The sequence below is a fragment of the Chitinophaga sp. SVR4-12A genome, assembly GCF_056754765.1.
The window spans coordinates 639137-664850 of sequence record NZ_JBPGWP010000002.1; the positions used below are offsets into that span (position 1 = coordinate 639137).

Consider the following 25714-nt stretch of genomic DNA (forward strand, 5'->3'; position numbering starts at 1 on the left):
TTTAATCTATTTTGTACTAGTTAGTACATTAAATGTAAATAACATGGAAACAGCCGTTCATGCAGTAACAGCACAGGTCAAACATCGCAGCATCCGCATAGACGGGCTCGATATCTTTTACAGGGAAGCGGGTGATCCTGCCAGGCCAACGATCCTTTTATTACACGGGTTCCCTACTTCTTCTCATATGTTCAGGAACCTGATGGCCGCATTGGGAGACAAGTATCATTTGCTGGCGCCTGACTACCCGGGTTTCGGTAACAGCTCCATGCCCCTTGTTAGTGAATTTGAATACAGCTTTGACAATCTCGCTGCAATAGTAGAGCAATTCATCGCCGCAAAAGGCCTGCAGAAATATAGTTTGTATGTAATGGACTATGGCGCACCTGTGGGTTATCGTATTGCCGTTAAACATCCTGAAAAGGTACAGGCGCTGCTGATCCAGAATGGGAATGCTTATGTGCAGGGCTTATCTCCCTTCTGGGACCAGATAAAGGCTTATTGGGCAGATCCTAAAGATCCGGCCAACATCAGCGCCATGAAAGGTTTACTTACGCCGGAAGCTACCCGCTGGCAATATGTTACTGGTGTAAGGGATGCGGAAGTCATCAGTCCGGACAACTGGATCATTGACCAGGCAGGGCTGGATCGCCCCGGTAACCAGGATATACAGCTGGCGCTCTTTTATTCCTACAGCACTAACCCCCCTTTGTATCCTGAATGGCAGGCTTATTTCCGTAAGTACCAGCCGCCCGCATTGATCACCTGGGGTAAAAATGATGAGATCTTTCCTGCAAGCGGGGCCTATGCTTACCAGGAAGACCTGCAGCATACAGCGCTGCACCTGCTGGATACCGGGCACTTTGTGCTGGAAGAAGATGGTACGCTGATCGCATCACTGATCGCTCAGTTCCTGCAGCAACATCATATCAGCTAAAAGTATCTATGCGGGTATCAGCTCCCTGTTACGGAAACCATACTGCTCCAGTGTTTTCACCAGCTTCTTATCTTTTGCAATGCCCTGCATGGTGGCCATATGCCGGTGGTGGTGAAGGTCTGTGCCGATCAGGTCTACCAGGCGGTCTGCCATAAGCTTTTCAGCTACTTTCTGAATATGTCTGCCGTAATAACCGGTGACAGATAAGAGGTTCATTTGCAGCAGGCATCCCCATTCCTTCAGCTGGGTATATTGATGATAATTGTTATGGTAATGTGAGTAACGCTCCGGGTGCGCCAGTACCGGCTGATAGCCTTGTGCAATAAGGTTGAACAGCCACTGGTGCAGCTGGGGCGGCGCTTGCATGAAAGACATTTCTACCAGCACCATTTTGCCGTCCAGTGTAAGCAGCGGAGAAGAGGGGATCAGTTCTTCAAATTGCTCATCCATATAATACTCCGCTGCAAATGAAAAGGGAATGTCAATGCCTCTTTCCTGCAGGGCGGCCTGTACTTTCAGGTAAGGGCCGGTGAGCGTATTTACTGAATTAGGATAGCGGTCCATAATGATGTGTGGGGTGGTAACGATCTTCCCGATGCCCATTTCGTGGAGTTGCTCAATAAAAGTCAGCGAAGTTTCTACATCCTGTACGCCGTCGTCTACTGCTGGTACCAAATGAGAATGAATGTCTGTGCCCATAAAGGACAAAAGACCTTTATGTAGTGCTTCCCTGGTTTTCCGCTTAAATAAGAACATTAGGTAATCTGTTTAGAGGCCAGAATTGATACAAATTTTATTCCTTTTTCCTGTATTTTATCAAAAATGTTATTGATTAGATTAAGATTATGTATATATTTATATTAGTAGTCCTATTCTATTCATTGATTGCCACCTGAATGTTAGATCAATAGCCCCTTAATCCTGTGAAAATACCCGTGACGCAAATCATTTCCTATGGGACCAGGGAATACACCCAAACCGTTGATATTATCTTTTCGCATCATCCTGCTGTGGACCTGCATGCTGCTGCAGGGAGCCGGTAATCGCGTGCTGTCCCAACACATTCCCATCACCAATCCTTCTTTGGAAGGCGTCCCTGTTGAAAGAAAAGCGCCGCCGGGCTGGAAGGCGGTACAAACTGCGGATACGCAGCCGGGCATTTACAACATTACAAAACCTGCTTCAGCCGGCCGTACCTATGTTGGTCTGCATAGCGGCCCCAATTATACAGAAGGTATATCACAACAGCTGGCTCACAGTATGAAGGCCGGTTATCAGTATAGCATTTATTTTGATCTGGCCTTTCCACCACTCTATGCTTACGAAGCCTGCTACGCTAATCTCGCTGTCTACGGAGGCAGCCAGGAGGGTGAGTTGAAGGAGCTGCTGTGGTCTTCGGGTAATTTTTATGACACCAGCTGGAGGCGGCACGATGCTTCGTTCACCCCTGCTGCCGATTACTCCTGGCTTACTATTGTGGCCTATTATCCCACGGATTGCAATAAAAGTCTCCATGGGGTGGCGGTGCTCATCGATAATATTGCTCCCTGGCTCTATCAGCATCCGAAGCTGGCATTCAGCATCACACCTGCCTGTGTGGACAATACCGGCGCAGTCAGGGTGAAGGTCTCCGGCGGCAATCCACCCTATACTTATCAATGGTCCCCGGAAAACGGCAATACGCCAACGCTGGTAAACCTGGCCGCCGGCAGATACGATCTGCAGGTAACAGACAGCAAGGGGATCAGTACCCAGGGCAGCGCCAACGTACCTCCACCGCTGCAGCTCCGCAGTGTAACGGTTAAGCCCTGCAGCTGCGGGGACGTAAATAACGGTAAGATTATACTGGGTTTGTCAGGAGGTACACCGCCATATGAATATCGCCTGGATAATGGCCTTTGGCAGGCCGACAGCGTACTGGGAGCACTGTCTCCCGGCAGCTATTACTACGAGATGAAAGATAGCAGTGAATGTTATATCAGGGGAGCTGCCGATATCACTTCTCCCTATCCGCATTGTTTTGTAATGCTTCCTAATGCGTTCAGCCCTAACGGTGATGGCGCCAATGATGTTTTTCGCCCCAAAGTGTATGACGATGTCCACAACTATCAGCTCAGTATTTACAACCGCTGGGGATCACTGGTGTTTCGTACCAATGATCCCAATGCCGGCTGGAATGGCGCTTATAAAGGAAGCGCTGCGCCGGCACAGCACTATGTCTACGTATGTACCTATACGGACCGCAACAACGAAACGCAGGAGCTCACCGGCGCTTTTATGCTGGTAAGGTAAGCCGGGAGTTTTACAGTTCCAGCAGGGCTACTATCGCTTCCAGGTACTGCTGGTCTGTTTCATCGAAATGATCCGGCTGCTCGCTATCTACATCCAGTACGCCCACCACAACGCCGTTCCTGATCAGCGGCACAACGATCTCAGACCTGGAAAGGCTGCTGCAGGCAATATGGCCCGGGAATTTTTCCACATCCGGTACTACCAGTGTGCGCGCCTGTTCCCAACTGGTACCGCATACACCGCGCCCGTATTTTATACGGGTGCAGGCTACCGGTCCCTGGAAGGGGCCCAGCACCAGCTCCTGGCCCTTTACCAGGTAAAAGCCCGTCCACAGCCATCCGAATTGTTCTTTTAATGCCGCTGAAACATTCGCCAGGTTAGCTATAACATCGGGTTCTCCTTCCAGGAGCCCTTTAATTTGCGGGATCAATGATTCGTACTTTTCAGTCTTGTTCCCGCTGATGATATTCAGATCTTCTGCCATAATGCAAATGTAGGCTGCTCAACTAAATTCAACTAAAAGTTTTGTAAATTTATAAGGCATATGAGGGGGGAAAGTCATCCAAATTAGCAAATGGCCAATAACCCTATTGAGCTTTCCCCCGTAATAATATGATAGGAAAAAGACACAGCAACAAAAGACACAACGCGTAAATAATGCTCATATGAACCCTATTCATGCTCCCCCATGCCCGGCTGCTATTTATTGAGGTGGACGATCACTGTTTTTTTTGCCATTAAACGACATATGCCAACAAAAACCGATGCCTTATTCTCATAATGCCGGCAGTGATCATTAGTGACGGCATTTCCTGCACTTCAACTATCCGTTCACTCCTCTTACCACGGTTATGCAGTGGCTCGTTTGCATTCCCGCAAACCCACCGCCCGCTAACTGCTGGCCGTTAATTGCCCTATTGCCAGATGCCTATTGCCAACAAACAACCGCTGATAGCCAACAGCTAAAGGCCCATTTATAACCATTAAATCCCTTATAATCATGCAGACTATCCAAATGCCACGGATGCAATATCCGTTCCCCTCGCTTGTAAACCGTTTTGCCGCCAATGCCAACGAGCAGAACATCCTCTGGGCCCAAACCTTCGGACTGCTGAAAACAGAAGAAGCACTCGCCCGTTTCAAAAAATCAAAGTTCGCCTGGCTGGTTGCCAGAACGTTTCCGAACGCCGGCTTTGAAGAGCTTTGCATCCTTTGCAACTTCAATTCCTGGTTGTTCCTCCACGACGACCTTTGCGACGAAGCACAGATGGGCCGCCAAGCCTCCAGCCTCCACGAAGTGACCGCTTACTTTACGGAGATCCTTACCCGTGAGATCGCCATGCCCGAAAAAGGAGGCGCCTTTGCGTTAGCCCTGGCAGACATCTGGCAACGCCTGCTGCCGCTGAGCCGCTTTGCCTGGCGCCAGCGCTTTATACGCAGCATGGAAGAGTATTTCAAAGCATGCCTCTGGGAGGCAGGTAACAGGGCTGCCGGCCGTGCGCCCTCTGTAGCCGATTACGTGATCATGCGGCCTTACACCGGCGCATTGTTCGTAGACCTCGAATTCGTTTCCATCAGTGAAAAGGTAGACCTGCCCGACCAGGTGCTGCAACACGCCATGGTACAACGCCTGGCCCTTGCCTGTAACAATATCGTTTGCTGGACCAACGATATTATGTCCTGCAGGAAAGAAGCCGAACAAGGCGATGTGCACAACCTTGTGCTGGCACTCATGAAAGAACGCAACCTCTCCATGCAGGCTGCCATTGACGAAACCGTGCGCATGCACGACGATGAAGTAAGACTGTTTGCCGCACTCGAAAAGTTGCTGCCTTCCTTCGATGAGATCACCGACCGCGAACTGACCCGCTATGTAGCCGTGCTCCGCTCCTGGATCACCGGTAATTACGACTGGAGCGTACTGGATACCGGCCGCTACAAAGTAGAAGGCGCACAGGTGCTTGCGTAGGTTATAGTTTATAGTCCATGGTCCATGGTCCATAGCATGCCCGGTTATGCTGATATACATTAAAATCAGGAAGATCCGTAAACAACCGAGTACGCTATGGGCTATGGACCATGGACCATGGACTTTTTGTTAATTTCTGATCAGTAAAAGCGAATTCAACATCACTGCCATGATGCGTTTAATACTTAAATTTAAGTACAAAATAACCTCCATGTTATGAAACAGCTGATACTAACGTAAACACCTGTTCCAAACATTTTTTGCCCTTATCAGAATATAACGAAAGGCAGTGAAACACTGCCGCAGGCGTATCATACACAACAGGCAGGCTCACGGGGACGTCTATATTTAATTCCACACTTTAATACTTTAATGCTTCACCCTTTTTCAAAAAAAAGCAGTCATTATTTATATGATGATCGATCACAAGAGGCATTAATATTTAAATTTTAATAACATGCAGTTTAACTCCATAGCTGATTTGAGAGCAAACAAAAAACGCCCCTGTACCAACGAATTAACTTACGTTTTGGGATATTGGGCCCCCGGGGACAGTGGAGGCGGCGAATTTTACTGGAACGCAACTTCCACTGCCGCTGATGACGGCGGCGTTACCATACAGGATGCACAATATGACTGTACGAACACGGGCAGGTGGATCCGGGTGATCACAACAGACAAAGTAAGTGTGCGCTGGTTCGGAGCCAAAGGAGATAACGTAACGATCGACACCGCCGCATTTAACAATTGTGCCACCTATATCAAAGGCGCTTCCTTCAGAAGGGTGATGTTCATACCAGACGGGACTTATGTAACCGGCAGGGTAGATATTACCGGCGTATTCACTATCGAAGGCAACGGCCCGCGCGTGATCATGCAGAATATAGCCGGCGAGGATATATTTTACTGGAAAGGAGTAGGAGAGCCGGGGTATGTGGTGGCCACAGAGATCTACATCAGTAATCTGCGCCTGCGCCTGACCAACCCGGTAGACGCGCGCCCCAAATATCTCCGTATAGGGCTCTTCGGTGAAAGGATAGGCATCTGCGCTTTTCACTTCCCCGCGGTAGTGGGACTGATGTTCGATAAGATCTATATTGAGCGTACCACCGGCGGGCTCGCCGCCGGCTTCGGCGATACCGGTATCTTTTTTAGCGGTGCCGCCTATAAGGTGAACTTCGGCGTGAAAACAGAAATGCGGAATATGGACTACGGCATCATCTGTGGTACCTCAGAAACCCATAATATCATGATCCCACGCGTGGTCAGCGCATTTGATCCCGTTACCGGCACATTCACCACGGCCGTAGAGCATGGCTATGCGGCCAACAAACAGGTGGCGCTGATCTTTGACCCCAACGATGGCAGCATTGCCGAAATAAGGCCCCGTTTCCGCTATTACGTAGTAGGACAAACGCCCACCACCTTCCGGCTGGCCGCAACGCCTAACGGCGCCGCTATTACGAACCTTACCATTACAGGCACACCGGAGATCTACGTAGTACCGGCGGGCGCCCATACCATTGAATACGCCTGCGATGAATGGGCGGCTAATCACCTGATCACTGCCAACTGCCGCCGCGTAGCCTTCAGTGTGCCCAATATGGCCTATGGCCATATCAACACCTGGGCATGCCAGACCAGCCGCGTGGCCATCCGCATTTTTGGCTGATGTGTCTTCCACCCGCTATGAGCCCTTCAGCTGCTCCTTCCAGGATATGTTCACAGAAGGCCCTTTCGACCAGGCCTATATGGCAGGAAAGGAATACGTTTACATCTCCGGCAGGAGCATGACCATCTTCTCCGGTCCCCGTATGCAGTTCGGCAACAGCGCTGCCACCGCCGGTTTTATGACCTTCGCCACCAATTACAGCAGGATCGATAAAGTAGATATAGATGATGGTCAGGCCCTGAGAATGACCGGCGACGGCAACCATATCACCATCGCTACAGACGGCGTGAAAGAAGTGTTCGTAACAGATGGCGGCGTAAATAATACCATCCTCTTCAACCGCTCTACAAATGGTACAGACAGTGCCCGGTTTATCAGCTATTATCACAAGAATACCGTGCCCACCAATTTTGGCGGCTTCTACCCGGATTACCTGTTCTTCGGTAACCCTACCACGCCCTACCAGGGCAGGGGCGTATTGTTCTACCCGGCTACTTCCAATATCTACCAGGGCGTTACCAATGCTGCGCCCCGCTTTGACGATCCCTCCCTGCTGGAAGTGAATGGCTATATGCGTTTCCCTACCAGCGGCAAAAAAGCCATACGTTCTCCCCTGGGCAGTGGCAGTAATAAATTTCTCATCAACCAGTTCTTCCCGAAAGCCAAATGGAAGCTGTACGCTAAAGTACGTTCGCTCACCACTATACAGAATATCTCCATCGGCTTCGAAAGAAGTGATGGCGGCAGTGGTTTTGCAGCCGTTATGCTCTATACGGTTGGTACAGATTGGCAGGTAATAGGAGTGGGGGTAGACACTACCTTTGGCCCTGATGGTATGTTGGGACAGATCTATTGCGCGGCCGCAACAGAAGGATTTGACCTGGCATTTATGATGGTGGTGCCCTATATCAACACCGCCGCGCTGGATGGCACCCTGGCCCCCGCGCAGATGGGCTATACTTACATTAATGCAGTGGTAGATACCACTACGCTCACCAAAACCTGGCTGAATACAAATTATGCAGGCGTGCCCGTTGGCAGTAAAATAATATTTACTAATCTTGCAGATGCGGCCACCAATATCGCCGTATGCGAAAAATATGACAGCGCTGACTGGTTTATAAACGTTACTCTTAGTAAAGCAGTATAGATCCTATGAAAAATACCCTGTAACCCGTCATAACCATGAAGAATAACGACGATAATTTTCTATTGGAGCAGTTGAAGGCAGGTAGTGTTGCCGCCTATGAGCAGTTGTTCAGGAAGTATTATAAAATATTAAATCTTCATGCCTACTACATCCTGAAAGATGAAATGGAGGCAGAAGACCAGGTACAGTCTCTCTTTATAGAGATCTGGGATAAACAGCTGTTCCACCAGATCCGCTCTTCCGTGAAGTCATACCTTCACACCGCTGTTAAGAACAAATGCCTGATGGCATTGGAAAAGAAGAAGGTCAATAATAAACGGCTCAACCGCTACGTAAGCACACTGGATTATAAAACAGACAGGAATGTTGTTATAGAGAATGAATCAGCGAAGAATATGCATGCCATTATCAATGAGCTGCCTGCGCAACGGCAGCAGGCCTTTAACCTCGTATACCTGGAAAAGAAAAAGTACAAGGAGGCCGCCAGGATCATGCATATCACCACGAACTCCGTTAAAACACACCTTAAATTGGCGGTAAAAGAGCTGCGCGCAGGATTTATGAATTTTAGATAGGTTCACCCATTTTTTCTGAAATAACGTCTTGTATACGATGGAATGTAATAAAGAACATATTCGGGAATTGCTGATTGAAAAGTTTGCCGGAACGATCAGCGAGGCAGATAACGAGCTGATCGAAAGCGCCATCAGGAACGACCTGGAGATCCTGCGAATGTGGGAGGAAGTGCAGCGCGAGCTGGGAACGGACAAGGGAAGGGCGTTTTTTAACAGGCTGGATGATGAACAGGCCTGGCAGCAGGTAGCGGCTAAATTCCGCGCCGGCGCCGGAAGCAACCGCTCATTTTTTTTTCCTAAAAAATGGATGGCTGTAGCAGCAGTATGTCTGCCATGCCTGTTTGTCTCCTGGTGGTATTTCCGTCACACAACCGCCCCCGAGGCTACACCTCAATTGGCAATAAACGCCCCTGCCGGTGTACAGTTAACACTGGCAGGCGGCGCTACCCTTAACCTTTCAGATACCGCTGCCCGCCAGCTTAAAGTAGGCGCCACTGCCCTGAACATAAAAGGAAAGCAGCTGAGCTATGCCAGCACCGGAGAAGTGATGCATGCCTGGAATACGCTCACGGTACCTGCCCGCCTGGACTATAAAATAGTGCTGGAAGATGGTACTGAGGTATGGCTGAATGCCGCTTCCTCTCTTCGTTTCCCCTTCTCCTTCGCCACCGGCAAAAGGGAAGTGTACCTTGCCGGGGAAGCCTTTTTCAAAGTGGCGAAAGATGTGAGCAAACCTTTTATCGTTCATACCGCTAAAACAGATATCCGGGTGCTAGGTACTTCCTTTAACATTAATGCCTATGACGATCTTATCACCACCCTCGCCCTGGTAGATGGTAAAGTAGCTGCGGCAGCCGGCGGCAGCGAAGTAACGCTTAGTCCCGGGCAGCAGGCGATCTATCGTCCCGGCCCCGGCTTTGAAACAAAGCCCTTTGATGCAGGCATTGCACTATCCTGGATGCAGGGCGTGCGTTACTTTCATAACGCCCCCCTGGGAGAGATTACCGCCATGCTGCCCCGCTGGTTTGATGTAAACGTAGTGTTCGACGATCCTGAGCTCGCGCAGCAAACCTTTTCCGGCTCCATTGAAAAGAACAAGCCTTTAGAGAGCTTTCTTACTAATCTGGAAATCACCTCGGGTGTGCAGTACTATTTTAATAAAGGCGTGTTGCATTTTAAATGATCATTTCAGGCAGTGGTGCTCATACTATTTTAACAGTCTTCTTCATGCTCTCTCTATGCTTTCTCCATGCTTTCTCTATGCTTTCACTATGCTTCAGCCGCTTTTGCTAAAATAGTATCATTATTCACATCCCTTCACCCATTTCTCCCACAATCCAGTCTTTAGATAAATACACCCCAGTTCATGTAAACGACTAAACGATTGTCAGCGTTATGGAAAAACTTTTACAATACGGGCGCCGTGTGCGCCTTCACATATTGCTTGGCCTGTTAATTGCCCGGGCGTTCACCGGTTTTGCTCAAAACAATCCGCGCGTAACCCTGAACAATGCAAGTATCAGCATCGCTGAAATATTCAGTGCCATCAAACAGCAGACCGGTTTAACAGTCTTTTACGCTAACCAGCTGCTGGATGATAAGGAGAAATTAAATGTCCGTTTTGATCAGGCGGAGCTCTCCACCGTGATGGGCGTTGTGCTGAAAAATAAAAAGGTAGACTGGACCATCCGCGATGGGGCTATTGTGCTTAAGAAACAGGAGCAACAACGCCCCGAGGCTTCCGCCGCCACCGTATTGCAACAGAAAGTGCTGGTAAAGGTAACAGATGCGCAGAACGAACCGCTGCCAGGTGTAAGCGTCAGCGCAAAAGATGGTGCAACTAAAGGTGTTACCGACAGATCAGGGGTTTTTACTGCCACGCTGCCAGACCTTCATCAAACGCTCGTGTTCAGCTATATAGGGTTTAAACCCCAGGAATTAGCCCTCAACGGACGTTCCGCCGTTAACGTAGTAATGGAAGATCAGATCACGGGGCTCGACCAGGTAGTGGTGATCGGCTATGGCACCGCACAAAAGAAAGATGTGACAGGATCAGTAGGCCAGGTAAACATGTCCGACTTTTCGAAAGCGCCCGTGAAATCTTTTGATGATGCCCTTGCCGGCCGCGTGGCAGGGGTGGAAGTATCCGCTAACGACGGCCAACCAGGTTCATCCAACAATATAGTAATACGGGGAGCCAATTCAATTACACAGGATAATTCTCCTCTGTATGTGATTGATGGCTTCCCTATTGAAAACCCCGACAATAACATGATCAGCCCTTCGGATATCGAATCCATCGATATCCTGAAAGATGCTTCTGCTACCGCTATTTATGGTTCCCGCGGAGCAAACGGTGTGATCATCATCACCACCAAAAAGGGGAAGAAAGGAGATCCCGTAGTTACCTACAACGGGTACGCAGGCCTGCAGCAGGATATGAACAGGCCAAGGATGATGAACGCTTATGAATTTGTACAATACCAGCTGCTGACCGCACCCAATGCAGCGGATCTCTACCTGAAAGATGGAAAGACCCTGGAAGACTACCGGAATGTAAAAGGGCTCGACATGCAGGAACAGCTGCTACGCCTGGCGCCCATGCAGAACCACGACCTCGCCATCCGCGGCGGAACAGACAAAACACAATACTCGCTCTCTCTTAATAATTTTAACCAGCAGGGCCTGATCATCAATTCAGGCTTTAGCCGCTACCAGGGCAGGCTGGTGCTGGATCAAACCCTGAACGACAAATTAAAAATAGGCGTTAACGTGAATTATGCCCGCACAAGATCCTCCGGCATCATCGTTTCTTCAGGCGCTACCGCCGGTTCCGTAAACCTCATGTTCCAGGCGCTGGCATATCGCCCCGTGTCCGGTAATGACAGCAGCAGCCTGCTGGACGAGCTCTATGACCCCGCCGTAGATGGCCTGGTCAATGCAGACTACCGCATTAACCCTGTGCTGTCTGCAAAGAATGAGATCAACAATCGCATCGGCAACAACCTTATTGTGAACGGCTATCTGCAATACCGCATCATGCCCAACCTCACATTGCGGGTGTCGGGCGGTATCAATAACAACTGGTCAAGAGCTGAATCCTTTTATAATTCCTTTACCTCCACCGGCAACCCGCGCTATAACATCAAAGGGCCCAATGGCAGCGTAAGTAACGGCTTGCTCAGCAACTGGCTCAATGAGAACACGCTTACCTATAACAAGATCTTTAACAGGCGCCACCAGGTAACGGCTGTTGCCGGCTTCACCGCACAGGGTACACAAACATCGCTCTACCGGTTAACAGCATCGCAGATCCTTAATGAATCACTAGGCATCGATGGATTGGATGAAGGCGCTACCCAGAATGTGCTTTCGCAACGTTCTGAAAATACGCTGGCCTCTTTCCTGGGCAGGATCAATTACATCTTCAACTCCCGCTACCTGTTCACTGCTTCTATCCGTAACGATGGCTCCTCAAAATTTGCGCCCGGTTACAAATGGGGATGGTTCCCCTCCGGCGCCTTTGCCTGGCGTATCGGGGAAGAGAAGTTCATGAGACGGCTACCCATTATTTCCGATGCCAAGATCAGGCTCTCCTATGGCGCCACCGGCAATAACCGCGTGAGCGATTTTCCTTATCTGTCTACGCTGGCATTGCCTACCAGCGTTTCCTATTCATTCAATAACGGGATCCCCGTTGCAGGCGTCAAGCTGCAAACCCTGGGTAACCCGCGCCTGAAATGGGAAACCACCACCCAGTTCAACCTGGGCATCGATCTGGGCCTGTATAAAGACCGGATCTCCCTGACGGCAGACCTTTACCGCAAAACCACCAACGACCTGCTGCTGAACGCTATTTTGCCCTATACTACCGGTTTCGACGAGGGGTATAAGAACATCGGCAAAATGAGGAACCAGGGACTGGAGCTCACCCTCAATACCGTGAATGTGACATCCCGCAATTTTCAATGGACCTCCTCCTTCAACATCAGCTTTAACAGCAATAAAGTGCTGGGCTTATCAGAGAACCAGGCATCCATCCTCACGCCTGTACTTTGGGATGCCAGCTGGGGCTTTCCCTTATACATCGCTAAAATAGGAGAGCCGGTCGCACAGTTTTATGGCCCGGTATGGGATGGCGTATACCAGTATGAAGACTTTGATAAAGGCGCCGATGGGCGTTACTTCCTCAAAGGCAATATTACCACCAACGGTGTAGAACGCCAGAACATCAAACCGGGAGATATAAAGTATAAAGACCTCAACGGAGACCTGGTAGTGAATGCAAAAGATTTTACCGTGATCGGGAGATCATTGCCCATCCACAAAGGCGGCTTCTCAAATAACTTTTCTTACAAAGGCTTTGAGCTTAGCGTCTTCTTTCAATGGTCCTATGGTAACGACATCCTGAACGCGAACCGCCTGGTATTTGAAGGGAATGGTAAAGGCACGCCCAGTGTGAACCAGTACGCCAGCTATGTAAATCACTGGTCGCCTGGCAATCCCTCCAATACCCTGCACCGGCCCAACGGACAAGGCCCCGGCTATTACTCTTCCCGCGTAATAGAAGATGGTTCTTACCTGCGTTTGAAAACAGTCAGCCTCGCATATACAGTACCTGCACAGTTCATGAGGAGATATAAGATGAAAAGCCTCCGCCTTTATGTAACTGCCCAGAACCTGTATACCTGGACCAAATACTCCGGCCGTGATCCCGAAGTATCTACCCGCAATTCCACTTTAACGCCCGGCTTCGATTGGGCTGCATACCCAATGGCAAGAACAATTGTTTTTGGATTGAACCTTTCACTTTGATAGCTATGAAACGCATATACTTTTTGTTGACCATACTTTTGCTGACAACCGGCAGCGGCTGTAAAAAATTCCTCGAAACCAAGCCCACGGATGTGTTGCCTACAGATACCTATTATACTACAGAAGAGCAGCTGAACCGCGGCCTGCTGGGCGTATACGATATGCTGGGCAAAGAACAGATCTATGGCGATTATATGACCTGGCCCATCAACTCCAGTACGGACGAAAGTTACCAGGCCGGTAATCCGGCCACCGGTATGCGCATGTATGTATATGATCCGGGTAATGCCCAGGTAGCCGGCTTCTGGCGCGCCATCTGGCAAGGCATTTCCCGCGCCAATGTTTTGCTGGCCAGCGTAAACCGCCCTGCGATGGACGAAACAAAAAGAAGTATTGTAAAAGGAGAGACCCTGTTCCTGCGCGGATTTTATTACTTCCTGCTTGCCATCAACTTTGGCGATGTGCCCATCATCCTGGATCCTGTTCTTTCTGTAGATAACGTGCATATTGCCCGCGCACCGCTGAAGGAAGTATATGCGCAGATCCTGGAAGATATGAAGGAAGCAGAAAGCCTGCTGCAAACGCAAACAGTCACTTCCCTGGGCTATAGCGGCCGCGTAAGCAAAACCGCCGTAGAGGGTGTCCTGGCAAGGGTATGTTTAACAATGGCCGGGTATCCGCTGCATGATGTTGCCAGGTACCAGGAGGCCCTGGATTGGGCTAAAAAGGTGATACAATCAGGTGAACATGCGCTGAACCCCGACTACAAACAGATCTTCATCAACTATGCCCAGGATAAATATGATGTAAAGGAAAGTATCTGGGAGATCGAGTTCGCCGGCAATGGCACCGGCGTGTTTGACGAATCTGGCCGTATCGGCAATAACATCGGCGTGAAATGCGCCAACCTTGAAATAGGTTACAGCTATGGCTCCGTGAATGTCACCAACAAGCTGTATAATATGTACGAAGCGGCCGATCTGCGCCGCGACTGGAATTGCGCAAATTATAACTACACCGGTGCTAACGATACCTACAAGAAGAATAATAACCTCTGGGAACTGAACATCGGTAAATGGCGCCGCGAATATGAAACGCTGACGCCCAAGAACAAAAACCTGACTCCCCAGAACTTTGCCGTATTGCGTTATGCGGATGTGCTGCTGATGATGGCCGAAGCAGAGAATGAGCTCAACGGACCTACACCGCTCGCCATCGACGCCGTCAACCAGGTAAGGCGCCGCGCTTATGGCAAACTGCTAAGCGGCGATACTTCTACCAGCCAGCCCGATCTGCTGCCCGAGCAACAGTCTGGTAAAGATGCCCTTCGCCAGGCTATACAGGATGAGCGCTCCAGGGAGCTTTGCTTCGAAGCGCTCCGCAAATATGACCTGATTCGCTGGGGGATCTTTATTCCCACCATGAAAGCCATGGCAGACGATATCACTGCCAATGCCCCTGCAAGCCATAAATTCACTGCCACCGCGGCTAATAATTTATCAGATCGTCACCTGCTGATGCCCATACCGGCGCATGATATGGCGGTGAACAGGTTATTGGTACAAAACCCCGGATGGTAAAGTTTGAGGTTTGAACCTCAAACCTCAAACTTCAAACTTCAAACACTAAAACATGAAAACGCTTGTCTACATATGTCTTTTTTGCCTGCTGTTCAGCTGCAGAAAGCTGGAAGTCGCCACTCCCGCCTTCGACGTAAGTATTGCCGGCGCCACATTCAGGGTAGGCGATACCGTGCGCTTTAGCTTCAGCGGCCAGGCAGATAATATTACCTTTTACTCAGGCGAGCCGGGGCTCAGCTATCAGTATAAAGACCGCACAATTGCAGATGGCATTCCCCAGCTGCAATTCACTTCATATCTTCAGAATAAAGGGGAGACCAATACGCTGAAGCTGCTGGTGTCTACAGACTTTAACGGGGCTTATGATTCCGCAGGCATTATGAAAGCCGGCTGGACGGATATTACCAGCCAGGCCCTGCTCTCCACCGGCGCAGACAGAACGCCTTCCGGTATTATCGACCTCAGCGCTTTCGCAAAAACGCAAAGACCGGTGTACATCGCGCTGCGCTATCTGGGCTACTATAGCGATACCCTGCAACAACCCAGCTGGTCTATCCGCACATTCGATATTAAGCATGTGCTGCCGGATAAAGTATCCACCATTGTTGCCGCCAGCCAGGTAGGCTGGGCAGCGGTTGATCTTAAAAACCCTACGGTAGCCTGGAACGTGCCCACCAGCGGACAGGTAGGGATCAATGGCACAATCGCCAACAGTACCAGGGACGATAATGACGACTGGCTGATCTCAAGGGCCTTTGATCTCAGAACGGTGACCAGGGATGCAGGTATTTCCATCCGGGACCTGGGCAGTGCTACGATCGACAGCTATTATTACATCTACAGCAAGCCAGGCACCTATACACTTACCTTCGTAGCTTTCAATGCTTCAATAGACGAGCACCGTGAGGTAGTAAAAACATTTACCATAACAGTAGGGCCCTAGATCTTTTTCCATTTTTCAATTCTTCGCCCTATCCACCAGAATGATAGCGCCAGTATAGTGAAGAAGATGCCTTTATGGGTACGGTCCCACAGGTATTCAAAATAGCGGGTATACATGTCCAGTAACAGGAACACCACGCCAAAATCACGCACCAGGTTGTCGCGCATGCGAATACCCAGCCATACCACAGCGGCGCATAGCAGGGTGTAGCCGGCTACCCACCACAGCAACTGGTACTGGCGTATCAGCTGCCATTCGCTCCAGGTGCCGCTGTTGCCAAAAATAGAAATAAGCCAGGCAGAGAGTAACAGCAACAGCCAGCTGCCCACCCAGGTAATATGCTGTACCGCCTGGTACCTTTTATAAGAGAGCGCGAGCCGGTGCAACAGGAGCATGATCAAAGCCAGCACAAACATCCGGCAGGGCAGGTTCATCCCCAGGAACCAGGAGGCGTCGCCTGTAATATAATAACTGAGCTTTACGTAAGCGGGTATCAGGCAAAGCAGGGTGGCAGTCCACAGCAGTGGAGATGATAACAGGATGCCCAGTATGCCGTAGGTAACAGTGGCCAGCAGCCAGAAAGCGCCGTAATTACCATCCAGGTATTGCAGGCTTTTGCCAAGGTACACTACCGTTACGCCCGTACTGAGAACGGGCAGCAGCCAGTAGATCTCCCGGTTTAGCGAAAAGGCAGGCTGCTTTTGCTGCCGGCGGTAACCATGATAGCAGAGGAAGATGGTAAGGGCAGCAAACAGCCCTGCAATTACGCTATCCGTCAGCGATAGTTTCTTTCGCAATACTTCTATCCACTTTTCATCGAGCACCAGTGAGCCAAACGCCATCAGCGCACAGGAAATTGCCGCAATAAAGATGTACAGGGTAATCGTCTGCCAGTCTGTATTGGCTGCCCGTACCCGGTATCCCTGCCGCATTTGCTGCGCCTGTTCCGGGTTAATAAGTTGGGATGCCTGCCATTCATTAATGGCCTTTTCAAGCAGGTGTGCATCTCTTTTATCTACCTCAAGCATAGAGAAGTATTGAAAAGCTCAAATTATTTATTTAAATTTAATACGCTTCAACTTTTTGTCAAATATTGTTGTTATCTGAGGAATGACCCTCTGTCCGCTAAAGTAGACCAGTTATGCGTCGTATTTTATGTACGTTAACAACTACTGTCTGGCTGGGGATATTTGCTACGCAAGCGCAGGTAGATTCATCAACAAGAAAGATCAACGTGTTTAGTCTGGAGGATTGTGTGCAGTACGCCCTTCAGCATCAGCGCGATGTAGTGAACGCCAGGCTGGATCAACAGTATGCCCGGGAACAGATCCGGGAAAGCACAGGCAAGCTGCTACCTCATGCTGATATCAGCGGTAACTTCCAGGATAACCTCAAACTACAGACCTCACTCATTCCTGATTTTGTCAACGGTAACCTCGATCAGAAAATACCTGTACAGTTCGGAACAAAATACACCTCCAACGTGTTCGGACAGGTGAACCAAACCATCTTTAACAGTGATTATTTCCTGGGCCTGAAAGCATCGCGCGTATACGGTGAACTGTCAGAGAAGAACCTGCGCCGTACCGCTATTGATACCCGGGTAGCAGTGATGAAAGCATATTACACCGTCCTGGTCAATGAAGAGAACATCCGCCTTACCGCCGCCAATGAAGCCCAGCTGAAAAAGACCCTGGCGGATACCCGTGCCCGTTACGATGCGGGCGTGGGAGAAAGAGTGGATGTAGACCGTATCACCGTATCATATAATAACATCGTTACGGCCATAGAAAACCAGCGGCGCCTGCTGGCCTACAGCTTCGAACTGCTGAAGTTCCAGGCAGGTATTCCCCAGCAGGATTCACTGCGGCTTTCACAAACGGTAACAGATTTCTCGCCGCAACAGGTGCTGGATACCCTGAGCTATCGTGTGGAAGACCGGGTGGAATACAGCCAGCAGCTTACCCAGATCGAACTGAACAGGCTCAGCCTGAAAAGTAAGAAGCTGCAGATCCTGCCCGAGCTCTCTGGCTTCATTAACTACGGTTTCAATTATTTCTCTGAATCTTTTGGCGACCTGTATAAGAAAGGCTACGGCACCTCCGCTTTGGGGCTTAGCCTGTCCTGGCCCATTTTTACCGGTACGGAGCGCCTGCACCAGGTGAACCAACAAAAGATCACCCTGCAGAAATCCCTGAACGACCTGGATTACATGGGCCAGCAGATCCAGCTGGACGTTAAGAATGCTTATACACAGTATCAGAATAACCTGGCGCTCCTTAAGACCCAGGAAACAAATATGCAGCTTACCCAGGGCGTGTATGACCGTATTGTACTGAAATATGACCAGGGCGTATCTTCCAGCCTGGATGTGATCTCCGCAGAAAGTGAATTGCAGCAGTCGCGCAGCGATTATATCAGCGCCCTGCTGAACGCGCTGGTCACCAAACTGGACCTGGACAGGGCGATGGGAAAGATCAAATAGACGTTCAAACTTGATATATGCAACGTTTTCTGATAATAGGGCTCTCTTGCTGTTTGCTTGCCTGCGGCGCTAAAAAGCAACCCCCCGGAGGCGGTATGCCGCACATGAAAGCCACGGTAGTTGCCGTTACCGTTAACCAGGGATCTTATACCATCCAGGAAAGCTTTCCGGCTACCCTCATCGGCAATAACATTGTGCAGCTGCATACCGACGTCACCGGCTACCTGGAAGCCATTCTTGCCAAAGATGGAAGTACCGTGCGCAAAGGGCAGCCGCTGTACGAGATAGACAAGAGCCGTTATGCAGCCGCCTATAGCCAGATGAACGCCTCTCTCTTACAGGCGCAGGCAGACCTGGCGCAGAAGCAGCGCGACCTTGAACGTTATCAGAACCTGCTCACGCATGATGCTATTTCCCGTCAGACCGTAGAGCAGGCCGCCACCGCCGCCAAAACATCCGAAGCCAATGTGGCTGCTGCAAAAGCCGCCCTGCAGAGAGCCGGTACAGATGTAAACCATGCGGTGGTACGCGCCCCGGTCAATGGTAAGATCGGCATCGTGCAGATCAAGGTAGGCGATATTGTTAACGCCGGTCAAACCCTCATCAACACCATCGTGAACGAAGATCCCATCTATGCAGATTTTGACGTGCCACAAAGCCGCATCCAGGAATTTACGTCGAAGCAACATCCTACCCGCAAATTCCTGCTGGGATTTAACGACGGCACTACGTATGAGGAACCCGGGCAAATGCTCACCATCAACAATATCGTTGATCCGCAAACCGGTACCATACGTGTACGCCTGCAGTTTCCAAATAAAGGCGGACAGCTGAAATCGGGCATGACTGCCGTTGCCATACTGCAGTACCAAACACCGGATACGGCGCTGGCCATTCCTGCCAAAGCCATTATGGAAACCTTGTCCGAAAAGAATGTATACGTCATAGGTCCCGGCAATACGCTGCAACTGCGGCAGGTAGTGCCCGGCCCGCAAACAGATACCATGCTGGTGATCAACAAAGGCCTGAAAGCCGGCGAACAGGTAGTTGTGGAAGGCTTGCAGAAAGCCCGCCCCGGAGATACGGTAAAAGTAGTCGTCAGTCGTTAGTTGTCAGTTGTCAGTGATTAACGCGGATACCTGTTTGCTGCATTCACTAACAACTAATCACTTACGACTTACGACTGACAACTTACGACTGACAACTTACAACTTACAACTGTCAACTGACAACTAAAAGAACATGATCTCGACAACATTCATACAACGCAAGAACACTACCGTTGTAATAGCTATCATTATTGTGATAGTGGGGTTGATCTGTATGTTCACCCTGCCCGTTGCCCAGTTGCCCGATATCTCTCCGCCCGTGGTATCTGTACAGGCCACCTACATCGGCGCCAACGCCCAAACGGTGGAGGAAACCGTTACCACACCTATCGAGAACCAGATCAACGGTACGCCCGGCGCCATGTATATACAGTCTGTAAGCGCCAACGATGGCTCCAGCAGCATTACCGTTACCTTCAATATCGGCACAGATCCTGATATTGCCACTATGGACGTGCAGAACCGCGTGAACCTGGCCACACCCAGTATACCCGATGACGTTAGAAGGGTAGGGGTGACCACCAAAAAACGCTCCAACGACATGCTGATGGTGATTGCGCTTAAATCACCCAACAACACGCACGACCGCGGCTTCATGGATAATTACCTGAACATCTATCTCAAGCCCGAGCTCTTACGCGTGCCCGGCATCGGCGATGTACAGGCCTTTGCACAGGATTACAGCATGCGCATCTGGCTGAAGCCTGATAAGATGGCCGCCCTGGGCCTTACCACCCGCCAGGTGGCCGCCGCTATCACTGAACAGAACCAGCAGGTGCCTGCAGGTATTGTGGGCGCTCCCCCGGCCTATAACAAACAGTCTTTCGAATACAATGTGAAAGTAAAAGGCCGTCTCATTACCGCAGAAGAATTTAACGGGATCGTAGTGGCCGCCAACCCAAGGGATGGTTCGCTGGTGCGCCTTAAAGACGTTGCCCGCGTAGAGCTGGGCACTTTTACCTACGCTACCGACATTCGTGCCGATGGGAAGATAGGCACCGGTCTGGCCCTGTACCTGATGCCCGGCGCCAATGCGCTCGACGTGGCGCAGGGCGTGAACCGCAAGATGCGGGAACTGGCAAGATCTTTCCCTAACGACATTGAATGGATCGTGCCTTTTGAAACCACCTCCTTTGTAGAGATCTCTATTGATGAAGTGGTAGAAACATTTATCATCGCCCTCATCCTCGTAACACTGGTGGTGTTTATATTCCTGGAAGAATGGAGGGCCACGCTGATCCCTGTGCTGGTGATACCGGTATCCATTATCGGCACCTTTATCTTCTTCAAGCTCCTGGGCTTTTCCATTAATACACTCACCCTCTTCGGCTTTGTGCTGGCTATCGGTATCGTGGTGGACGACGCCATTGTGGTGGTAGAAGCGGTGCAGCACCATATAGACGCTGATAAGATGTCGCCCCTGGAGGCTACCTACAAAGCGATGTCTGAAGTGCAGGCGCCGGTGATCGCTATTGCATTGGTGCTGGCTGCCGTATTTGTGCCGGTGGCTTTTATCCCCGGTGTAAGCGGCCGCCTGTACCAGCAGTTTGCCCTCACCATTGCCTTCTCTGTGTTGTTGTCTGCTTTCCTGGCGCTCACATTTACGCCCGCTTTATGTACCATGCTGTTAAGGCCGTCGCATATAACGGAGCAATCCAAAGGGTTCCTGAACCATTTCTTCTATCGCTTTAACCGCTTCTTTACCCGCACTACCAGGGCCTATGCCAATGGGGTGCGCAGGGCCATTAAGGGAACGCCATTTGTGCTGGGAGGCCTGCTGCTGCTCTTCCTGGTGGCCTTCTTCCTGTTCCGCATTGTGCCTACCACCTTTATTCCCCAGGAAGACATGGGCACGCTGATCATTTCAGTGGAGCTGCCGGATGCATCTTCTTCTGCCCGTACCCGCGCTATTGGCCGGGAGATCAACGATATCCTGCTGCACGACAAGGCCATCAACCATTTCATGGGCGTAAGCGGGATCAATATCGTGGCCAATGCCATCAAACCTAATTCTGCTACTTACTTTCTCAGTCTCAAGCCATGGTCTGAACGATATAAAGGAACGAAGGACGATATGAACGCAGTGATTGGCCGCCTGCAGGGCCGGCTTTCACAGATCCCCGGCGCGCAGATCCTGGCGATCCCTTTCCCAACGCTTCGCGGTTTTGGTACCAGCGGTGGTTTTTCGTTCATTCTCGAACAGAAAACGGGCACGGATGTACGGGAATTCAGCCAGGTTATGGGCCAGTTCCTGGCCGCAGTCAACAAACGCCCGGAGATCATGCGGGCGTATACTTTCTTCAGTTCCGCCACGCCCGAATACAATGTGGAAGTGGATCGTGATAAATGCAAGCAGATGGGCGTTGCGATCAGCGATGTGTTTAACACCCTGCAAACCTACCTGGGAGGCCTTTACGTCAATGACTTTACCCGTTTCAGCCGCGCATTCAGGGTAGTAATGCAGGCGGATACCGTGTATCGCCAGTCTATTGAGAACCTGGGTATGTACTATGTGAAGAATGCAGCAGGGGAGATGGTGCCCCTCAGCGCGCTCACTACCCACACCAAAACCGGCGGCGCACCGGTGCTGAATCACTTTAATCTCTACCGCTCCGTTCAAATAGATGGCGTTAATAATCCCGGCTACAGTTCCGGCGATGCCCTCCAGGCCCTGCAGGAAGTGGCAGCCCAGGTGCTGCCGGCCAATTTTGGCTACGAATGGACCAACATCTCCAAGCAGGAGATCGAAGCAGGTAACAAAAGCACCATGATCTTCCTGCTCTCTGTATTGTTCGTGTTCCTGTTGCTGGTAGCCCTGTATGAAAGCTGGTCGGTACCGCTGGCGGTATTGCTGGCAGTGCCCATTGCCCTCTTCGGGTCTGTCGTGGCCCTGTACCTGGCCGGTCAGCAGAACAGTGTATACTCACAGGTAGGGCTCATCACGCTCATCGGGCTCGCCGCCAAGAACGCCATCCTGATCGTAGAGTTTTGTAAAGAGCGCGTTGACAGGGGCGTACCACTCATAGAGGCCACCCTCGATGCGGTGCAGCTGCGTTTCCGTCCTATTCTCATGACTTCCTTCGCCTTCATCCTGGGCGTGCTGCCACTTTGCCTGGCCAAAGGCGCCGGCGCTGCCGCCCGTCTTAATATAGGCTTTACTGTTATTGGCGGCATGCTGGCCGCCACCCTGCTGGCCATTTTTACTGTGCCTGTACTATATGTGCTGATCACCCGCGTAGCCTATGGCAAAAAGAAACTGGCCAGGCTGGAAGCAGAAGGGAAAGAACGCCAGAAGCCCGACCATTTGGCGGAGTAAGCCCCCTGTGCTGCAATCATCGCTTCGGTCTCGTCCGCGTCATTGCGAAAAGCCCTCTGTGCTGCAATCATCGCTTCGGTCTCGTCCGCGTCATTGCGAGGAGCTATGCGGCCTCCGTGCCTGGGGCGACGAAGCAATCTTTTAACACAAATCAATTATTGCAACTCTCCACATTAATTTTTATTTTACTCCCTTATTATCTATCTTCCAGCGTTATGAATCATCTACAATTCCCGGATTATTTAGTTTTTCTTTTCTATTTTATCCTTGTATCGGGCTACGGTTATTACATCTACCGTCGTAAACGTTCCGCCGTTACCAGCACAAAAGACTTTTTCCTGGCAGAAGGCTCGCTCACCTGGTGGGCCATTGGCGCCTCCCTGATCGCTTCCAATATCTCTGCAGAGCACTTTATCGGTATGTCGGGTTCCGGCTTTGCCCTGGGCCTCGCTATTTCCACGTATGAATGGATGGCGGCAGCTACCCTGATCATCGTCGCCGTGTTCTTTATCCCGGTTTACCTGAAGAATAAGATCTATACCATGCCGCAGTTCCTGCTGGAACGCTATAATGCCGCCGTAAGTACTACCATGGCAGTGTTCTGGCTGTTGGTATACGTATTCGTGAACCTTACTTCCATTATCTACCTGGGCGCGCTGGCCATCAACGCTATCTCGGGCATCAGCTTTGGCTGGTGTGTTGCCGGACTGGCTATTTTCGCCGTCTTCGTTACCCTGGGAGGTATGAAAGTGATCGGTTATACCGATGTGGTGCAGGTGTTTGTGCTGATCCTCGGCGGACTGGTAACCACTTACCTGGCCCTGAACCTGGTATCCGAACATTTCGGCTTTGGCAAAAATATATGGAAAGGCCTCTCCCTGATCAAAGAGCAGGCGCCTACCCATTTCCATATGATCTTCGATAGTTCGCATCCCTATTATAAAGACCTGCCCGGCCTCTCTGTATTGATAGGCGGCATGTGGATCAATAACCTGAACTACTGGGGCTGTAATCAGTACATCATCCAGCGCGCTTTAGGGGCCGATCTCAAAACTGCCCGCAGCGGGATCCTCTTTGCCGCTTTCCTGAAACTGCTGATCCCTGTGATCGCGGTGTTGCCCGGCATTACGGCTTATGTGCTGTATAAGAATGGGGTGTTTACGCATGAGATGACCAATGCCGCCGGTGTGGTGAAACCAGACCAGGCCTATCCAACGCTCATGAACCTCCTGCCTCCCGGCCTCAAAGGCCTGGCTTTTGCAGCACTGACCGCCGCGGTGGTAGCTTCTCTCGCCGGTAAGGCCAATAGTATTTCCACCATCTTTTCACTGGACATCTACAAACGCTTTTTCAATAAAGAGGCATCTGAACAGCACCTGGTGCGGGTAGGGCGTTATACGGTGATCGTAGCCATGGTGATCGCCAGCGTTGTTGCACCGGCCCTCACCACCCTGGATCAGGCTTACCAGTTCATCCAGGAATATGTTGGCTTTATTTCTCCTGGCGTACTGGCTATTTTCCTGCTGGGCTTCCTGTGGAAACGCACCACGTCAAGTGCCGCGCTGACCGCTGCGCTGCTTACCATCCCGCTGTCTACCATACTGAAGTTCCTCCCGGTGTGGACCAACGGGCAGTTCCCGGACTATCCCTTCCTGGACCGCATGACCATCGTATTTGTCATACTCGTAGTGCTCATGATCATTATCACCCTGCTCGATAATAAAAGCAAATACCTTCCCCGTATCATTCACATCGATACCTCCATGTTTAAAACATCCCCTGCATTCATTGTAGGGTCTGTTATTATCGTAGGTATCCTGACGGCGTTGTACACTGTTTTCTGGTGATAAACCGCTAAACAGTAACAAGATTTTAGCACAAAAAAGTTAGTAGAAATCGATTGAAATCAGTAAATTTAGGTAGATAGACGTCCATAAAAAGACAATAAAAACGCTTAAAATTCACGTTTATGAGGGTAGCAAACCAATTTACCAATGAAGAATTGCAACCGCTTCAAAGTATTGAACAATGGGAAGATGATGTATTAAAACGTTATCCTGAAGAAGGACAAGCATCCAAGACCAAAGAAGAGTTCCGTAATTACGAGAACCCGGGCCGGGATACCGTACGTGAGTTTTACCGTCTGAACCATAAATACCAGACATACGATTTTGTACAGGAGAAGAAGAAAGAGTTCCTGCAATTTAACCGTAAGGAAATGCCGGTATGGAACGCCATGGAATTCCTGAATACCCTGGTGGACGATTCCGATCCTGATATTGATCTTGACCAGCTGCAGCACCTGCTGCAAACAGCAGAAGCTATCCGTGCAGACGGCCATCCCGACTGGTTTGTGCTCACCGGTTTCATTCATGATATGGGCAAGGTGCTTTGCCTGTTCGGCGAAGCTCAATGGGCGGTAGTAGGGGATACTTTCCCTGTAGGCTGCCAGTTCTCCGACAAGATCGTATATCCTGAATTCTTCAAAGACAACCCGGATATCAACGACGAAAGATATAACACCAAATACGGCGTGTATTCGCCCAACTGCGGGCTGGATAACGTGCATATGTCATGGGGCCATGATGAATACCTCTATCATATCACCAAAGATTATCTGCCTGAGCCGGCACTGTACATGATCCGTTACCATTCCTTCTATTCCCAGCACCGTGAGCATGCTTATGAGCACCTGATGAATGATCATGACAGGGAAATGTTTGAATGGGTAAAAAAATTCAATCCTTACGATCTGTATTCCAAAAGCCCGAACCCACCGGTTGTAAGTGAGCTGAAATCTTATTACGAAGATCTTATTGCTAAATATTTGCCCGCAACCATCCGTCTCTAAACCGGGTGAAAAATGAAAAA

Annotated in this window: 18 protein-coding genes; 15 read left to right on the top strand and 3 right to left on the bottom strand. The window is 50.3% G+C overall.

Annotation, left to right across the window (positions count from 1 at the left end; translation table 11 throughout):
• Positions 1-43 precede the first annotated feature (43 nt).
• On the top strand, positions 44-937 hold the full coding sequence (locus ACR9Y8_RS28950; protein ID WP_481216792.1) for an alpha/beta fold hydrolase: 894 nt from the start codon (positions 44-46) through the stop codon (positions 935-937).
• A gap of 6 nt (positions 938-943) precedes the next feature.
• On the opposite strand, the gene ACR9Y8_RS28955 is transcribed toward ACR9Y8_RS28950, so the two are convergent.
• Positions 944-1693: a tyrosine-protein phosphatase gene (locus ACR9Y8_RS28955; protein ID WP_481216793.1), complete on the bottom strand. Its 750-nt coding sequence runs from the start codon at positions 1691-1693 to the stop codon at positions 944-946.
• Positions 1694-1891: 198 nt separating this feature from the next.
• Here ACR9Y8_RS28955 and ACR9Y8_RS28960 point away from each other — a divergent pair, with 198 nt between their 5' ends.
• Entirely contained in the window at positions 1892-3229 is a 1338-nt protein-coding gene (locus ACR9Y8_RS28960; protein ID WP_481216794.1) for a T9SS type B sorting domain-containing protein, read from the top strand.
• 10 nt (positions 3230-3239) lie between these two features.
• Here the strand turns inward: ACR9Y8_RS28960 and ACR9Y8_RS28965 are convergent, their stop codons facing one another.
• A complete protein-coding gene (locus ACR9Y8_RS28965) occupies positions 3240-3713 on the bottom strand; it encodes a GAF domain-containing protein (RefSeq protein WP_481216795.1) in 474 nt (157 codons plus the stop codon).
• A 516-nt stretch (positions 3714-4229) separates the two neighbouring features.
• Between ACR9Y8_RS28965 and ACR9Y8_RS28970 the strand changes: the two genes are divergently transcribed.
• The 8 genes from ACR9Y8_RS28970 to ACR9Y8_RS29005 all read left to right on the top strand — a co-directional run bounded on the left by ACR9Y8_RS28970 (position 4230) and on the right by ACR9Y8_RS29005 (position 15933).
• Positions 4230-5198: a terpene synthase family protein gene (locus tag ACR9Y8_RS28970; RefSeq protein ID WP_481216796.1), complete on the top strand. Its 969-nt coding sequence runs from the start codon at positions 4230-4232 to the stop codon at positions 5196-5198.
• A gap of 529 nt (positions 5199-5727) precedes the next feature.
• Positions 5728-6870: a hypothetical protein gene (locus tag ACR9Y8_RS28975; protein ID WP_481216797.1), complete on the top strand. Its 1143-nt coding sequence runs from the start codon at positions 5728-5730 to the stop codon at positions 6868-6870.
• A complete protein-coding gene (locus tag ACR9Y8_RS28980) occupies positions 6809-8020 on the top strand; it encodes a hypothetical protein (RefSeq protein WP_481216798.1) in 1212 nt (403 codons plus the stop codon). The genes ACR9Y8_RS28975 and ACR9Y8_RS28980 overlap by 62 nt, the downstream gene beginning before the upstream one ends.
• Positions 8021-8055: 35 nt before the next feature.
• On the top strand, positions 8056-8595 hold the full coding sequence (locus ACR9Y8_RS28985) for an RNA polymerase sigma factor (RefSeq protein ID WP_481216799.1): 540 nt from the start codon (positions 8056-8058) through the stop codon (positions 8593-8595).
• Positions 8596-8632: 37 nt separating this feature from the next.
• Positions 8633-9778, top strand: coding sequence for a FecR family protein (locus ACR9Y8_RS28990; protein ID WP_481216800.1), 1146 nt, complete (start codon positions 8633-8635; stop codon positions 9776-9778).
• Between the two features lie 212 nt (positions 9779-9990).
• Complete coding sequence (locus ACR9Y8_RS28995) at positions 9991-13410, top strand: SusC/RagA family TonB-linked outer membrane protein (protein WP_481216801.1); 3420 nt, start codon at positions 9991-9993, stop codon at positions 13408-13410.
• 5 nt (positions 13411-13415) lie between these two features.
• Positions 13416-14990: a RagB/SusD family nutrient uptake outer membrane protein gene (locus ACR9Y8_RS29000; RefSeq protein ID WP_481216802.1), complete on the top strand. Its 1575-nt coding sequence runs from the start codon at positions 13416-13418 to the stop codon at positions 14988-14990.
• Positions 14991-15042: 52 nt separating this feature from the next.
• On the top strand, positions 15043-15933 hold the full coding sequence (locus ACR9Y8_RS29005; RefSeq protein ID WP_481216803.1) for a DUF5017 domain-containing protein: 891 nt from the start codon (positions 15043-15045) through the stop codon (positions 15931-15933).
• On the opposite strand, the gene ACR9Y8_RS29010 is transcribed toward ACR9Y8_RS29005, so the two are convergent.
• Positions 15930-16961: a hypothetical protein gene (locus ACR9Y8_RS29010; protein WP_481216804.1), complete on the bottom strand. Its 1032-nt coding sequence runs from the start codon at positions 16959-16961 to the stop codon at positions 15930-15932. The genes ACR9Y8_RS29005 and ACR9Y8_RS29010 overlap by 4 nt on opposite strands.
• A gap of 113 nt (positions 16962-17074) precedes the next feature.
• Here ACR9Y8_RS29010 and ACR9Y8_RS29015 point away from each other — a divergent pair, with 113 nt between their 5' ends.
• The 5 genes from ACR9Y8_RS29015 (at position 17075) to ACR9Y8_RS29035 (ending at position 25694) form a co-directional block, all read left to right on the top strand.
• Positions 17075-18418 (top strand): TolC family protein, encoded by a 1344-nt coding sequence (locus ACR9Y8_RS29015; RefSeq protein ID WP_481216805.1) that lies wholly within the window; start codon positions 17075-17077, stop codon positions 18416-18418.
• Positions 18419-18435: 17 nt separating this feature from the next.
• Entirely contained in the window at positions 18436-19527 is a 1092-nt protein-coding gene (locus ACR9Y8_RS29020) for an efflux RND transporter periplasmic adaptor subunit (protein WP_481216806.1), read from the top strand.
• A gap of 133 nt (positions 19528-19660) precedes the next feature.
• The gene (locus tag ACR9Y8_RS29025) at positions 19661-22843 is read left to right on the top strand and encodes an efflux RND transporter permease subunit (RefSeq protein WP_481216807.1); all 3183 of its coding nucleotides are present in this window, start codon (positions 19661-19663) and stop codon (positions 22841-22843) included.
• A gap of 215 nt (positions 22844-23058) precedes the next feature.
• Positions 23059-24690 carry a sodium/sugar symporter gene (locus ACR9Y8_RS29030; protein ID WP_481216808.1) on the top strand — a complete coding sequence of 544 codons (1632 nt, stop codon included), beginning with the start codon at positions 23059-23061 and terminating at the stop codon, positions 24688-24690.
• 122 nt (positions 24691-24812) lie between these two features.
• Positions 24813-25694, top strand: coding sequence for an inositol oxygenase family protein (locus ACR9Y8_RS29035; RefSeq protein WP_481216809.1), 882 nt, complete (start codon positions 24813-24815; stop codon positions 25692-25694).
• Positions 25695-25714 lie beyond the last annotated feature (20 nt).